The 15,087-nt window shown below is 56.3% G+C and carries 13 protein-coding genes and 1 pseudogene; 4 read left to right on the top strand and 10 right to left on the bottom strand.

Annotation, left to right across the window (positions count from 1 at the left end):
* Positions 1-285 precede the first annotated feature (285 nt).
* The 3 genes and pseudogenes from JX360_RS15630 to JX360_RS15620 all read right to left on the bottom strand — a co-directional run.
* The gene (locus JX360_RS15630) at positions 286-1,098 is read right to left on the bottom strand and encodes an ABC transporter permease (RefSeq protein ID WP_425244429.1); all 813 of its coding nucleotides are present in this window, start codon (positions 1,096-1,098) and stop codon (positions 286-288) included.
* Positions 1,099-1,364: 266 nt separating this feature from the next.
* Complete coding sequence (locus JX360_RS15625) at positions 1,365-2,168, bottom strand: ABC transporter ATP-binding protein (RefSeq protein ID WP_244352777.1); 804 nt, start codon at positions 2,166-2,168, stop codon at positions 1,365-1,367.
* Between the two features lie 311 nt (positions 2,169-2,479).
* Positions 2,480-2,659 (bottom strand): annotated as a pseudogene (locus JX360_RS15620) (hypothetical protein); the annotation flags it as partial.
* Positions 2,660-3,006: 347 nt separating this feature from the next.
* Here JX360_RS15620 and JX360_RS15615 point away from each other — a divergent pair.
* Positions 3,007-3,387, top strand: a complete 381-nt coding sequence (locus tag JX360_RS15615; RefSeq protein WP_244352776.1) for a hypothetical protein — start codon at positions 3,007-3,009, stop codon at positions 3,385-3,387.
* A gap of 41 nt (positions 3,388-3,428) precedes the next feature.
* Positions 3,429-4,007 (top strand): hypothetical protein, encoded by a 579-nt coding sequence (locus JX360_RS15610; protein ID WP_244352772.1) that lies wholly within the window; start codon positions 3,429-3,431, stop codon positions 4,005-4,007.
* Between the two features lie 12 nt (positions 4,008-4,019).
* Here JX360_RS15610 and pdxA read toward each other — a convergent pair whose 3' ends face one another.
* The 5 genes from pdxA to JX360_RS15585 all read right to left on the bottom strand — a co-directional run bounded on the left by pdxA (position 4,020) and on the right by JX360_RS15585 (position 10,946).
* Positions 4,020-5,063, bottom strand: coding sequence for a 4-hydroxythreonine-4-phosphate dehydrogenase PdxA (pdxA, locus tag JX360_RS15605; RefSeq protein WP_244352771.1), 1,044 nt, complete (start codon positions 5,061-5,063; stop codon positions 4,020-4,022).
* 42 nt (positions 5,064-5,105) lie between these two features.
* Entirely contained in the window at positions 5,106-5,894 is a 789-nt protein-coding gene (locus JX360_RS15600) for a hypothetical protein (protein WP_244352770.1), read from the bottom strand.
* 121 nt (positions 5,895-6,015) lie between these two features.
* On the bottom strand, positions 6,016-7,320 hold the full coding sequence (locus JX360_RS15595; RefSeq protein ID WP_425244428.1) for an RNA-guided endonuclease InsQ/TnpB family protein: 1,305 nt from the start codon (positions 7,318-7,320) through the stop codon (positions 6,016-6,018).
* Between the two features lie 307 nt (positions 7,321-7,627).
* Positions 7,628-8,749 (bottom strand): 3-dehydroquinate synthase, encoded by a 1,122-nt coding sequence (aroB, locus tag JX360_RS15590; RefSeq protein ID WP_244352768.1) that lies wholly within the window; start codon positions 8,747-8,749, stop codon positions 7,628-7,630.
* Positions 8,750-8,834: 85 nt separating this feature from the next.
* On the bottom strand, positions 8,835-10,946 hold the full coding sequence (locus JX360_RS15585; protein WP_244352766.1) for a toll/interleukin-1 receptor domain-containing protein: 2,112 nt from the start codon (positions 10,944-10,946) through the stop codon (positions 8,835-8,837).
* A 137-nt stretch (positions 10,947-11,083) separates the two neighbouring features.
* On the opposite strand from JX360_RS15585, the gene JX360_RS15580 reads away from it, so the two are divergent.
* Together JX360_RS15580 and JX360_RS15575 are read left to right on the top strand one after the other, a co-directional pair.
* The gene (locus JX360_RS15580; RefSeq protein ID WP_244352765.1) at positions 11,084-12,649 is read left to right on the top strand and encodes a hypothetical protein; all 1,566 of its coding nucleotides are present in this window, start codon (positions 11,084-11,086) and stop codon (positions 12,647-12,649) included.
* Complete coding sequence (locus JX360_RS15575) at positions 12,646-13,053, top strand: thioesterase family protein (protein ID WP_244352764.1); 408 nt, start codon at positions 12,646-12,648, stop codon at positions 13,051-13,053. Before JX360_RS15580 ends, JX360_RS15575 begins: the two co-directional genes overlap by 4 nt.
* On the opposite strand, the gene JX360_RS15570 is transcribed toward JX360_RS15575, so the two are convergent.
* Positions 13,050-13,778 carry a GvpL/GvpF family gas vesicle protein gene (locus tag JX360_RS15570; RefSeq protein ID WP_244352763.1) on the bottom strand — a complete coding sequence of 243 codons (729 nt, stop codon included), beginning with the start codon at positions 13,776-13,778 and terminating at the stop codon, positions 13,050-13,052. The genes JX360_RS15575 and JX360_RS15570 overlap by 4 nt on opposite strands.
* A gap of 146 nt (positions 13,779-13,924) precedes the next feature.
* Entirely contained in the window at positions 13,925-15,052 is a 1,128-nt protein-coding gene (locus JX360_RS15565; RefSeq protein WP_244352790.1) for a nucleotidyltransferase family protein, read from the bottom strand.
* Between the last annotated feature and the right edge of the window lie 35 nt (positions 15,053-15,087).

Genomic DNA, 15,087 nt, shown 5'->3' with positions numbered 1-15,087 from the left:
GTTCTAACTCTACAAACTCTTGGATTTTGACTCCAGCAAGACCCAATAACTTATCAAGAGGAACCAATGTTCGTCATGGAACTCAGTATCTCATTATACTATCGACACCAAAATGTCAGGAGAGCCTAAGGTTATAATACAAAATTCCTACTGAGGAACTAACCATGAACCTCATCGGAATCATGGTAGAGAAATGTATTGCTCAAATTTTCGAACTGATCGACAACCCCACAGAAGACCCAATTCACTTGGCTGAGAGCGAGGGATATTTCTGTGATACCGTTCTTAGTTTTCCCGACGCATAGCGCTCTCATGCCACTTGCCCAATATCTTGTCCGATAAAGCACTCATCGACACAAAGATCAGGATCCCTAAACTGGTGACCATGATCAAGGCCGCAAACATCCGTGGCACTTGTAAATTAAAGCTGGAAATCAAAATTTGGTACGCGATCCCAGCCCGTTGCCCACCCGTACCGGCGACAAACTCGGCCACCACAGCCCCAATCAAAGACAACCCTCCACTGATGCGCAACCCTCCCATAAAGTAGGGCATCGCACTGGGAAGACGCAGATAAATCAAGGTCTGCCAGCGATTGGCTTTGTAAAGTTGGAACAGGTTCAGCAAATTGTGATCAGCACTGTTCAAGCCAAGGGTGGTATTGGAAATAATCGGGAAAAAGGCGACAATCCAGGCGCAAACCACCATAGCCGCGAAGGTATTATTCCGCAACCAAATAATGATCAGCGGCGCAATCGAGACAATCGGCATCGTCTGCAAAATCACCGCATAGGGAAAGAAGCTGCGCTCAATCCACTTGCTTTGGGTAAACAAAATCGAGATCAAAAGCCCAGAAACTGTGGCACAGAAGAAGGCCACCACCGTAATTTGCAGCGTGATTAACAGGGAGGGGAAAAGCGTTCCCCATTCTTGCACTAGGGTTTGCACCACCAAAATTGGCCCTGGCAACAGGTAGTGGGGAACTCCAGTCACCCGCACGGCTACCTCCCAACCCACCAAGAAGAGGATCCCAACGATGACTGGGGCAATCACGTCCAAGTTGAGCCACCTGCGCAGGTTCAGCCCTGGGGGCGGCATCACGGGAGCACTACCGGCAGAGGTGCTGACAGAGGTGCTGTCCGACTGCTGGGGTCTGAGCTTTTCCCCAACCGTACCGACAAGTTTGGGCAGATCCCCATCCGGCCACTGCAGAGGCAAGCGTTCAGCTAGGCCAACAAGGGATCCCAGCCAGCGCTGCAATCCAGTCAAGATTTGGGTGAAACGGTCAAACATCATCGTCGGGTTTGGAGGTGAAAGGAATTCAAGACAACGGGAAAAAGGGATGAGAACCAGGGATCTGCCGGTTAGCGGGAACGTCCGACGGAGAGGGTGCGCAGGTGGTGATCCTGAGAAGTCCCGTGCATGGCTTCGTGCAAACGGGCCGACACTTCGCGGCAATAGTCGTTGTAGAGGGGGGAGGTGCGAAACTCTTCTGAGCGGGGATAAGGCGCATCAATCGGAATATCAGCTACGACTCGACCAGGCCGGGCCGCCATCACCACCACCCGATTGGAGAGGTAAACCGCCTCATAGATGTTGTGGGTAACAAAAATAACTGTCCACCGTTTTTCCTGCCACAGTTCCAGCAGATCACTGTTCAGCCTGCTGCGGGTGATCTCATCCAAAGCCCCAAATGGCTCATCCATCAACAGCACTTGGGGCTTGGTAACCAGCGCTCGGGCAATGGAAACCCGCATCCGCATCCCACCCGATAATTCCCGTGGAAAACTGCGCTCAAACCCCCGTAAACTCACCAGTTGCAACGCTTCCAACACATCTTGGTCAGCCTTTTGCTTGGGTTCGCCCGCCAGCTTCAGGGGAAGCCGCACATTGTCCATGACGGTTGCCCAGGGCATGAGAGCCGGTTCTTGAAAGACAAAAGCCAGCTTGTGGTTCTCCGTTAGGGATTGCCCCCATTCGATTGAACCTGTGGTCATACCCCCCAAACCCGCGATCAACCGCAGCACCGTACTTTTGCCACAACCGGATGGCCCCACCAAGCTGACAAACTGCCCTGTTTGGATGGTCATGTTCATGTCTTGCAAAGCCACCGTACCATTGGAGTAGACTTTGCTGACATGGCTGAGGGTAATGACAGGAGCGGACATAGCTAACCCTTCCTAAGGCAGAGGACAACGGGATCCCATTCCCAACGGGATGGGGCAACACATTCATCAACACATTCATCGTAGACAGAATAGCCCCCACTGCCGCTTCAGCTTGGTAGGCATGACTACAACTTTTTGCCCTCATCTCAGTCTTTTGGGGAGTTTCTCACGGAAAACTTGCGAGGCACAGATCCTGCCGTTCGGTTATTTCGGTTCCCTTGCGCACAAAGTCTGTTTAGTCTCATCTCCCCATGGGGATCCCATGGGGATCCCTTTTACCAGCCGATCCCCTGGGAATGGGAAGGGTTTGCTCACAGGATGCAACCGTTTCCTCGGCGATTCCGCAGGCGGTAACTTTCGAGGGTGTTGTGGAGCAGCATTGTCACCGTCATTGGCCCTACACCTCCCGGCACAGGCGTAATGGCAGCGGCCACCTCCTTCACCTCTTCGTAGCACACATCACCCACCCATTGGCTGGATCCGTCGGGGGTTAGGATTCGGCCCTGGCTTGACCACCTGAGTGCCTGAATGGATTGGGAGAGCTGGAAACGGGATCCCATGCTTTCCGGGTTTAACCTGATCCGAGCTGTCTTCGCGGTCAGGAATTGACCCCATAGCAGCCAACAGAGCCCAGTGGCATTGAAATTAAATCCCTTTTTGAAAGCCTAAATTAAAATCCCGCCTAATCAAAGCCAACCGCTTCCGTGTAACAACGGAGAGCCTCAAAGTTTAATGAAATATTTTGCTGGAATTAACCCAGCCTTTACCTGAACCTGGCAACCTGTCCTTAAATTGGGCTCAAAGTTCATATTGTTTGCTTTCTATGAAGAGGTGGCAAGTGCAAGACAAACTACAGATGCGCTCCAAGCTTTTGATCGCGGCTTTGGGTGCGGTTTTGGCTAGTTGTGGTAAAGCTTCCGAGAGCTTGGGGCCGAGTTTGGTTCACCTCCCTGCCAGTTCAGATTCCCAAGTTGCAATTTCCCAAGAGCGCCTCACCTTTGATGTGGGGATCAGTACTACGCAAGGGGGGCCGCTCCGAGAACCGGAGTCGGGCAGCAATAGTGACCCCGACCGCCGCCCACCCCAAGGCGGGATCCCGTCAGGTGGTAGTGGGGGTTCGATTGTGCCCCCGCGGTACCTCCGCCTGCCCCGCCGGTTCCTCCTCCAGCTGCGCCTGCCCCGCCGGTTCCTCCTCCAGCTCCGCCAGAACCCAATTTGAATGAGGTGGTGGTGCCGCTTCCAGAGGTTCCAACCTCCGTTGTGGTTGCAGGGGTTGACATTCCAGCTCTACCTGCAAGTGAAATTGACCTTTTGCTGGCCTCTGGAGCAGTGGTTGCTATTTCAGCGAAGTTTGTACCCCTGTTGCTGCTCCTTTTGCCAGGAGTAGGGTTGGTAGCGCTGGCGGCAGCAGGGGTGACGGTAGTGTATATCTACACCGATTCGATTCGGGAACTGAATGTGCAGGCAGCTCGGCAGGGGGTGGAGCTGAATGTGGGGCTAATCACTACCCGCTTGGCGGTTCCGCCGGATGAGCCTTTGTTTCTGCCCTTGCCAGGGTATGAACTCACTGATGAATTCCAAAACGGGATCCCTGTGGCCCGTCCCATCCCGCCTTTGGTTCCTCCTCTACCTGGATTTCCTTTGCTAGAAGCACTTCCCACCTTGCCGGGGACGACTGTACTACCAGCACCCCCTGTGGGATCCTTACCGGCTACAGAGGGAGAAGAGCCAGACATAGACGATTCTTTTTTTGCCACCGATACCAGTGCGCTTGGCAAGGCCAGAGAACAAGCTGTAGCTAATTTAATTGGGGGCACTGTTGCTAATGACCGCAAGTAGATATTCTTGTCCCTATTCATCAGAGGATCCCATCAATTGGAAACCCGATAGTTCTGCCGCCAATTCAATTGCTTGTTTCAGGCTATCGGCACGGGCAACCCCTTTCCCAGCAATATCAAAAGCGGTGCCATGGTCGGGGGAGGTCCGAATAAAAGGCAGGCCAATCGTCATGTTAACCGCCCGGTCAAAAGCCAGCATCTTGATGGGGATCAACCCTTGGTCATGGTAGAGGGCCACATAAGCATCAGCAACAGCAGTGGATCCCGGCCCATACCAAGCCTGAGCGGGAGCCAGCCACATCGTATCCGGTGGGAGCGGCCCCCAGGTGCGTGCTTTGGGGTAAGCCTGGAGCAAGGGGGTCAACCATTGCTGCTCTTCCTCTCCCAGTTGACCCTGTTCGCCCGCATGGGGATTCAGTCCGGCAACCGCTATCACCGGATCCACAATGCCAAAGGTCTGGTGCAGGGATCCCGCCAGCAAGTCCAACTTGGCCTGCAGCAGGTCTGGGGTGAGCATCTCTGGAACTTTGCGCAGAGGAATGTGGGTGGTTGCCAATAGAACCCGCAGTTGCCAGTGGCTGAAGGGGGAACGGGCCACAAACAACATGCCGTAGTGCTCAGAGTGGCTGAGTTGCGCCAAAACTTCCGTTTGACCAGGGAAAGGGTAGCCCGCTTGATGCCAGAGGTATTTGGCAATCGGAGCGGTGACGATCGCTTGAAAACGTCCCAGCAGAGTTTGTTCAATCGCGGTTTTGAGATAGACAAAACTGGCAGCGCCACTGTCAGGATTGCCCCGGCCCAGATCAGAGGGCCGAAGCCGAAAATCCGTGTCACATTCCCAGATGGCAAGATGAGCCGGATCGGCCAGAGGGGTGGAGGTTCTCTGTTTCAGAGCTTGGTAGGTGGCTTCCAACACCTGTCGATTGCCCACCACGGTCACTTGCCCACAGGCTTGCACCTCAGGCTCCGCCAGCGCCTTGAGGATAATTTCCGGGCCAATGCCAAGGGGATCCCCGAGGGTCAGGGCCAGGTTGGGAGGTGGAGCGGCAGGTAACATCGCTGGGGTAGTGACTCTAACAGGCTGGCCAAATCGGCTCCCTCAAGGGTTGCGATGCAAGGAGGGATCCCCAGAGGCTTCAGAGCGACTCAATTCACTCAGATCGTTGAGGCGGCGCAGGATCCCCCATCCTTGTAGGGCTTCCAACAGGGCTTCCCGCACAATGGCTACCGTTTCTTGATCGAGGGCCAAACGTAGATAGTCCACCGCCAAACGGGTTTGCTCAGCATCCAACTGGGGCATCAAACTCTGCAACCGACGAATGCCCACCAGTCGCTTAAATGAATCGGGAGAGGCAATATCGCTCAGATCCCGCTCGAATTGAGACCGTTGCTGCTCCTGGCGGCGATTCAGCCACTCCCAAAACAGCACCGACAGCAACCCCAAAGTGGCCAGTCCTTGCAAAATAGCGCCCGTGGCCAGCCAACGTTGATTGGATTCTGCCCAAATCGAAACGAGGGTATAGGTGCCGAGGGTAGCAGCAGCCCCAGAACCAATGGCTACCAACAGGGAGCGATCTCCGCGACGAAACCAAGCCCGAAGGTCTTGCCAGCGCTGGATCAGATCCCGACTGCGCAACGCATAAAGGCCCAACATCACCAACGAGCCCACTAGCAGAGAAAGACTCAGCCGCCAATGCCAAAAAGCCAACCCCACCAAGGCCAACCCCGAAAGCGCCAAAACCCCCCAGTGACCCTTCGGGCCGCGCAAAGCCGAGACCACCAGCACTGCCACCTGGGATCCCATCTGGGCGGCTCCTTGGTAAACCCGCCGCAGGTAGTCTTGCCAGGATCCCTGACCGGAGGAGGGGGGACGGGAATGATCGTTCACGGATAGTGACTCCCAGAACTCTGTCCTGCTCAGCTATTGAATCCTAGCTTGACAGGATCATTCAGTGATACCCAGGTGACATACTCCCGACGCTATACCTACGGTACGCTACGCGAACATCCTACGGATAGAGCGCGGGCTTCTCAGTGACCCCTGCTACTGCAACGGGCGTTTCCTGAGCTTTATCGTCCTCCGGACGACCCGGAGGGTCATCGTCCTCTGGACGACCCGGAGGGTCATCGTCCTCCGGACGACCCGGAGGGTCATTGACGGGATGCCCCACCGCCAAATACTTGATATTGATTGCCGCATTGTGGTCACGGTCTAGTTCCAGCCCACAATGAGGGCAGGAATGCCACCTATCATGGATTTCTTTTGCAACCTTCTGACCACAACCAGAGCAATTCTGAGTTGTACCGTTGGGATTCACAGCCATCGTCATCAACCCAGCATTTGCAGCTTTGACTGAGAGAATTCGCAGGAATTGACCCCACCCAGCATCATGAGTAGACTTTGCCATGCGTGTTCTGGCAATGCCTTTAACATTCAACTTTTCATGGGCAATATGCTTCCCCTGAGATAAGAGCTTCTTGGCAGTTTTGTAGTGAAAATCTTTACGTTGATTCGAGACTTTTAGGTGAGCTTTAGCAAGCCGTTTAATCGCTTTTTTGCGACGATTAGAACCTTTCTTTTTGCGGGAGAGAGAACGCTGCAACCGCTTCAACTTCTTCTCTGCTTGTCGGTAATATTGAGGAATTGGCTCTTCTTTTCCCGAATCATCCACCCAAAACGCTTTCAAACCCATATCAATCCCAATCGTGTTCTTGAGATTGGGGGCATCGGCAGTGAGCACGGGCACAGCGTCATCTTGCAATGACAGCGTGATGTAATAGCCGTCTACCTTCCTGAGGATTGTCGCCGTCTTAATCTTGAACCCGTCAGGGATGGGACGGTGCAGAATCATTTTCAATTTGCCAATCTTCGGAAGCTGGATGAACCGTCCGTTGATGTGCTCTGGTTTGACTGGGTCAGGAAACGTAATTGAGCGATAGCGCCCCTGACCTTTGAATCGTGGCTTGCCGCTGCGCTTGCCGTTCCTGTCACCGCTTAACCAACGCTCAAAAGCCTTTTCTACTCTCGCAATCACATCTTGCAAGGTGTGAGAGGGCAAATCCTTGTATTCAGGGAACAAGGTCTTTGAATGGCGCAAATCCCGTTTCTGTGAATAGAAATCAGGGCGATCTTTCAATTCTGGTAAGTGGCAGACTAGCGGACAAGCGTTGATGTCACAGCGATTTTGCTCATACCAATGGAAGCGTTCTGCCAACCGATAGTTATATTGACGACGACACAGTTCAATCCACTCGTCAATCGTGGCTTGCTGCTGCGGAGTCAATCGTAGTCGGTATTGGTAAGCGGTTCGTATGCTCTCATCGTACTGCAAATATGGATAACACTGCAATACATGAAAAGTCTTTCCGTTCGGATTTCGGATATAGAGAAACAGCATTTAGATGAGTATTGTCGTCTTACGGAGCGAACCCAGAGCGATGTTTTGAGGCAGTACATTAGAAGTTTGTCTATCCCGGGAGTATTGAACCCCATGCTCCAAGGAGCCGCTGGCGCGAACGACAGACCCGCAATTCTTCCCGATGCTATGCCTACGGCACGCGACGCGAACACCTAACGGGTAGAGCGCGGGGCTGCTTGCGGGAATAGCTCAATGTTACCGATTATGCTGCAGTGATCGCCTCGACGGCAGCTCGTACCTGCTCCAGGTTGACCTGATCCGTCAGTTCCGCCTGGCCGATTTGGTGGGGCAAAATGAAACGAATCCGCCCTTGCTTGACTTTTTTATCCGCCTGCATTGCCTGCAACACGGCTTCCCAAGGGATCCCGGTCGGCCACTGGCTGGGCAAACCGGCCTTTTCAATCAAGCGGCGTTGCCGTTCTGCCTCGGCGACACTCCACCAACCGATGCGTTGGGCGATCTCCCCAGCTGCCACCATGCCAATGGCAACTGCTTCTCCATGTAAATAGCGGCGATAATGGGTGACGCTTTCCAGAGCGTGGCCGAGGGTATGGCCGTAGTTCAGAATCGCCCGCAGGCCCCCTTCCTTCTCGTCCTGCTGCACGACCCAGGCTTTACACTCGGCAGAACGCACCAACAGATGCTGTAAATCCGCCGGGGTAAAGTCGGCATAGCGGCTCAGCTTGGGCCGATCTTCCAAAAACTCAAACACATCGGGGGCCTGGATCACACCATATTTGATCACCTCGGCCAAGGCGGAGGAGAACTCCCGACCGGGCAGGGTTTTCAGCACCGTCGGGTCGATCCACACCAGACGCGGTTGGTGAAAAGCACCAATCAAATTTTTCCCTTTTGGGTGATTAACCCCAGTTTTACCACCAATGGAAGCATCCACCATCGCCAATAGCGACGTGGGCACCTGCACAAACGGGATCCCGCGCAGCCAGGTTGCCGCCGCAAACCCGGCCATGTCGCCAATCACTCCCCCCCCGAGGGCGATCAGGGTGGAGGAGCGTTCCAACCCAAAGGCCAGAGCTGCATCGTGAATCTTGGCAATGGAGCGGGGGGTTTTGAAGCGCTCACCGGCGGGCAACAAACACAGCTGGGCGGTAAACCCTGCAGTTTGCAACCCCTGCATCAGCCCGGCAGCGAAGTGCTTGGCGATCACTGGATGGCTCACCACCAGCGCCTTGCCGGACAGCCCCCGCGCCCGCATCTGGGATCCCAGTTGGATCAGGCTGTGGCCGCTAGGCCCTTCAGCAGAATGGATGCAAATGTCGTACTGGCTGCTGGGCAGTTTAACGGGAATCAGACGGGGATCCATCGCGGTGGTAAGGAAGGGGCGGGATCCAGTCTGGCATGTTTTGATTTTTGGGGCTCTCAGAAGCGAACATCAAGAGGGGATCCGGTTAAGAACCCCTGTCCACCGGCTGCGGTTCCGGTTGGGGGGTGAGAGTCTCCAACTCTGGCAAAGCCGTTGGCTCCGGCGGGAGAGAGTCCTTGTGATCCAGGTTGTGATGCAAATCCTGCAAGGCTGCTTGGGCCGGTTGAAAGTGGGGATCCAGCTCTAGGCACCGCTGCAAACTGGTTTGAGCTGCTTCGATCTGCCCGAGGCGCAGTTGAACCAGCCCCAGAGTATGCCAAAAGCCAGGGCGATTCGGTTCCAGCTGGGTGGCCTGTTGGGCATCTGCCAGGGCAGGCTCCAGTTTCTCCAATTTCAGAGATTCCCAGGCGCGGTTGTTCAAGGCCACGGCATCGTCGGGGGTCAGCTGCAAAACCCGCGAGTAGGCTTGAACCGCTTTGTCCGCCTCCCCCAGGTCGCTGTAGGTCAGTCCGAGGGCAAACCAGCCCAAGGGATCCCGGTCGTTGAGGCGGATCATCCGTTGGCAGGCGCTGCGGGCTTGCTCCAACCGACCCAGGCGACGCAGACTGGTGACTTGGCCAAACCCACAGGCAAAGCTGCGGGATCGTTGCTGCAGCAGGCGCTCGAAATGAGCCAGGCTGGTTTCATGTTGTCCCAACTCCTGTCGGGCCAGGGCGAGGGCATAGCGGGCTGGAAAATGTTCCGGATCGATCTTCAGGGCTTCCTCGAAGTGGATGCAGGCCTCTTTCAGGTAGCCCAATTTCTGAAAGGCGACGCCGCGGGCATACCAACTTTTCAGGTTGTCAGCGTCGTAGCGCAGGGCCCGTTCCAGAGCATCACTGGCCAGTCGATACTGCCCCAGCCGTAACAGGGCTACCCCCAGGTTATGCAAAGTCACGGGATCCCGTCGCCGCAGTCGCAAAGAGCGCTTATAACACTCAATCGCCGAGCGCAGTCGGTTGCACCGCAGCAGAGCATTCCCTTGAAAACGCCAAACCCGCGCACTTTTGGGGTTGATCTTCAAAACGCGGGCAAAACTGGCCGCTGCCGAACTGGGTCGCCGCAACCGGCGTAGCACGATCCCACGGGCTAACCAGGTGCGAGGCTGTTTCGGGTTGTAGCGTAGCGCTTTGTTGAGGCTGTTGAGGGCCAGCTTTGGTCGCTTCAGTTGCAACAGACGAATGCCCCGGTTGTGCCAGGCCAACGCATCTTCCGGGTTGCTCTCCAGCACCTTGTCGTAGTTGACCACCGCTGACTTGTATTGCCCCAAACGCCCCAAAATCAAGGCCAGACTGAGGCGGGTTACCTCGTCGTAAGGGTTGATGGTCAGGGATCCGTTGTAGCTATCCACCGCCTCCCGGTAGCGGGCCAACCGCACCAGCACATCCCCGCGCCGGCTCCAGGCGAGAGCAAAGTTGGGATCCATATTCAGGGCGCGGTCGTAGGCGGCCAATGCCTCCAGCCAATTGCCCCGTTTGCGCCAGTCTTCCCCCCGCTCAAATTGGATATCGGCGCTATTCCACTGAAACAGCCGCTGAATAAATTGCAGAATGGCGATCTGGCGGGCCCCTTCTTCGGGAGTGGCAGAAGGGGTTTCACCGCTGGCAATCCGCACAATCGCCGTTTGAATGGCCCGCAGAAAGGCCTGGAAGCCTCGCACTTCTTCATCTTCCACAGGTTGGGAGCGGCGATAGTGCAGTCGGAACCGTTGCAGATCCCCTGGCGGGGTAAAACTGGGATCCAAAAAATGCATCAACTGCAGAGCGCGATACTCAAACAGCACCGCATCCTCTTCTGAGCCGGTGAAGTCAAACAGCTCCGATTGTTCGATCGGTCGGGGCAAATCCACCGGCGTGTGCAGTAGAGCCAGCAACCGCTGATTTTGCCGGGCCGGGGCATGGGGAAACCCACTGTATAGCTCATCTTTCGGCCAGGGATCCCCGACAAATTCGGGCGAGACCACCAGCGCGATCCAGCGGCATTGTTCGATCGCCAATTGCAGCTCCAGCCTGCGGTCATCCCCCGGCTGCAACATCCACTGGTCAAACCAGACCTTGAAGCCCTCCCGATCCAGCCGCTCCGCCAATTGCCGTGCCCAACGAGCTTGAGCCCGGTGGTAGCGCAAAAAGAGATCAAATTTGTAATGTTCTGGAGACATGAACGTCTGGTAGCCGCACTTCTACAGCTTATCTTTGCTCTCCCCCGACTGGGTCTGGGGTGAGGGGCAAACCTTTCGCCGATGCTGACCGGATCCCGATAGGCGATAGTTGGGGAAGGGTTAAAAGGATGGGGCAAATGGTAACCGGAATTTTGGTGATTGCCGCTGCGATTGGCCTGGTAGTGCTGCTGTTGGAAGGGATCCGCTACCGTCGCTGGGCGGGGATCCCACCCTGGGATCTGGGCTTGGGCTTGGGCTTGGTGGCCGTGGTGGCGCTGGGGTTTTGGCTGGGTCAATTGCCGGCAACTGTGCCTGTCGCCCTGTTGCTGGGGGGGCTGGTGGGGGTGGGACTGCTGGCGTTGAGGGGCTGTGGGCGAGCGGGACAGGGGCTGGGGGTGCTGCTGCTCAGTTTGGCTACTGGGGCAAGTGTGCAGGGGTTTGAGATGGGGGTGGCTGGGTTGACGGCGGCAGGGCTGGGATTGGGCCTGGTGGGGATCCCGCTGGTGGGGCGACTGGGGGAACCCACTGCTGGGGCAGAGACAGAAGGGATGCCGTTGCTGCTGGCGCTGGCTCAAGGGTGGATGGGCATCGCGGCCTTTGCCTGGGGATCCCGGTTGATGGAGATGGGAGCCGACCAGGATATCCCTTGGCAGGTGCTGTTGCCCGTTGGGTTGGCGGCTTTGAGTTTGGTGGCGGGCACGGTGCCCCTGCTGACCACTCCGGAGGGGGAATCTACCTCGTCTGGGCTACTCTGGGTGTTGGGCCATGGGGTGGGGTGGCTGGTGGCCACCACCTTGGCGCTGGTCTTGGTTCGCAATGGTTTGTATCAGGATCCCTTTTGGGCTTTATTGTACGGGGTGGGAGGGCTGCTCTCCTGGGGCTTGTTGGGGTTGCAGGCTCAAGACTCTTTGTCGGCTTTGTCTAACCCTGGTGAAGCCGCCTCGGCGGGTCAATCTGCCAATCCATCTGTCCAACGGGGCCTGCTGCTCTGGCGGGCTTGTTTGGGTTTGCTGCTGGTGGGAGGCGGAGCGTTGCTGGCGCTACGATTGGGGGGATCCTACGGGGCGGCACTGCTGGGGTTGGGGTGTTTGGCTTTCCCCAGCCGTTGGGGGGCGATGGCGGCCCTGTTTTTGGCAGCCCGACCCTTGTTGCAAAACCTGTTGCACCAGTTTAATCTCCAGACTGCTGGGATTGACCTTACCCAGCCCTATGTGTCGGCAGCCCTGTACCTGGGCATCGCGGGTATGCTGCTGGCGGCGCTGATCCAGGGGCTGTACGGGCAAGACAACCCTCGCCGAGTCGGGATTGGGTTGACGGTGGCCGCCTTGATCTTGCCGCTGGGGGTAGGATACTTCATTCACGCTCAACCGCAGGCAGCCTTTTTGTTGGCGGCTTTGATGACGGCTTTGGTGTTGGCGGTCATGGACTCCGTCCCGCTGACGGGAATGGAGCCGGTGTTTTGGCGTTCAGGATCCCCAGGGGGGGCTGCGCTGGGCTTTGGGGGTGCACAAGGGTTGTGCCTGACAGTGATGGCCATTTTGGGGGCTAGCCTCAGCCGGGATTGGACAGTGACGGGCTTTTATGCCACCCGCTTGGAACGGGCTTTGGTGCTTGGGGGAATCGGCGGCGTCCTGCTGCTGTTGCTTTTGCTCTGGCAGGGCTGGCGTGTTTGGCAACAGGTGCGTTTGCAACCCCGCCGATGAAACCCGTTCCTCTTGGCACCTGTGGCACTTGGCAAGGGATCCCTGGCCCCGAACAGACGGCAGAGACTTTGGGCAACCTGGGGGTGAAGGTGATCGGATCCCCGGCTTTGTTGACCTTGATCGAGCGGTGCAGCCACACGACGCTGCAACCCTTCTATGAGGCTGACGAGACGGCAGTAGGCATTTCCTTTCAGCTGGAACACCAGGCCGCCGCTCTACCGGGGGATCCCTTGCGGGTGCAGGTCGAGGTGATGGGGGTGGAGGGGAGGCGGATTGAATTGCAGGTGGAGATCCGGCAACAGGAGCGACTGGTGATGCAGGGATCCTACCGTTGCCAGGTGGTGAACTTGTCCCGCTTTTTGGCCCGTTATGGGTTGACTGGAGACGAGAGCCGTAGCAACTAGAGCTTCACGAAATTGTAGGGAGCGGTGAAGTTGTTGTAGCGAATGCGCAGCCGACCCTGGAAAGCCTGATCCAACTCCTCTACCTTTTGGGCAAAGCTGGGTTCGTCTTCCCAGTTGATTAAGAAAGAGCCGTTGTAGGCCATATTTTCGGTGAGCAATTCTCCCTCCACCCGATCGCTAGCTAGGGGGCTCAGGGCTGTGGTGAAGGATTGGGCAATGTGCTCACGGCGCTGCTCGAGCAGTTGCTCCAGGGCTCGCCCGATTTGGACCACTGCATCCAACCCCAAGGGGGCTCCAGCCATTTCATCCCGTTTTGCTTTCAAAGCCGGGTTTTCCGCCAGACCCAGTTGCAGTTCCTGTTCGGGATCCCAGAAAACCTTCACCCCCACCTCCCGTTTGCCCTCCAGATGCTGGAGCAAAGCCAGCAGATCAGCTAAGCGGGGCTCCACCAAGTCCCGCTCGACTTGTTCCCAACTGCCCACCACCAAGCCAAATTGCAACGGCAGCAAGGCCGAGTGTCCCTCGCTCATCACTTTTTCCAGCACCGCTTCATGGGCAAGCAAATTGGCGCGGCTGGCCAAATATCGCTCCTGTTGCGCCGCCGAGTAGAGAAAAGCCAGGGATCCCAGCAGGTGAATATGCACCGGCTGCTTATCCAAACCCACTGCATTCAAGTGGCGCGGGCCGGGGGCAGCGACAATTCCGTACAGGTAAAGAGCACTCATGGGTCTCTCAGAAAGGGCAGAGCAGGGATAGATTCAGGGATCGATCCATCGAGAATCCACGCCTGAAATTCAGTAGCAGCAGCCTGTAGAACAACCCCAACCTCCAGCCCGATAGCAACTTAGCAGACTGCCATTTAAGCAGAGACTTAAACAGAGACTTTGCTGCCATTGGCGCTGGAGCGGGCATCCCCAATCAGCCAGGTGAGATTGGACTCTTCGGTATCAATCGCATTGCCATCCGACGAGATGCAGTACCGACCCATGACCATCTGGTGTCGTAAGGTGATCCCTGCCGCAATCTGGGTGTAGTTAAAAATCAGGCTGCCATCCAGGGTACATCCTTCATTCAACACACATCCGTAACCAATTGCGGTGGGGCCAATCAGTTTCACCCCGTCCGCCAGATGGCTGCTGGCCCCGATATACACCGGCGGCTCAATGTGAATGCGATCCCAGTTGGCACGGATGTTGATCCCTGTCCATACCCCTGGCTGAATCTGTAACCCCGGCACCTGTACCCCTTTGATCTCGCCGCGCAATACCTTCTGCACCGCCAGCCAGTAGTCGGGAGTGCGCCCAATATCCACCCACTGAAAATCGGCAGTGACCCCATAAAAGGGAGCACCCGCTTTCACCAAGGCTGGAAAGAGATCGCCGCCAATGTCGTAGGGACAATCGCGGGGAATGTAGTCAAACACCTCCGGCTCAAACACATAAATGCCGGTATTAATGGTGTGACTGAGGGCTTCTTCCTGGCTGGGTTTTTCCTGAAACGTCGTGATGCGACCTGTCTCATCGGTAACCACCACCCCATAACTGGAAACTTCACTGGGATCCACCTGCCGCAACACCACCGTCGCCAGCGCCCCGCGGCTTTTGTGGAAATTAACCACCTCCGTGATGTTAAGATCGATTAAAGCATCTCCGCAAAGCACCACGAAGGTTCTATCAAAAAAGCCGGAAAAGTCTTGGATTTTGCGCATTCCGCCTGCGGATCCCAGGGCCTGGGCCACCGGTTGACCATTCTCGAAGTGGCCCTCAAAAGAAAAACCGATCTGTACGCCCCACTGCTGCCCATCTCGGAAGTAGTCTTCAATCTGGTGAGCCAGGTGGCTGGTGTTGATCATGATCTGGTTAAACCCGTGTTCCCGCAGCAATTCCACCAAAAACTCCATCACGGGTTTGTGCAAAATCGGGATCATCGGCTTGGGCATCATGTAGGTGATGGGCCGTACCCGTGTACCTTTGCCTGCTGCCAGGATCATGGCTTTCATGCCGTTGTCACTCCTCGGGGTTAACCGTGCTCTGA

This window comes from Thermostichus vulcanus str. 'Rupite' (assembly GCF_022848905.1).
Taxonomy (GTDB): domain Bacteria; phylum Cyanobacteriota; class Cyanobacteriia; order Thermostichales; family Thermostichaceae; genus Thermostichus; species Thermostichus vulcanus_A.
Note: the sequence above shows the minus strand (reverse complement) of the source record. Positions and strands in the feature narration are given on the sequence as shown.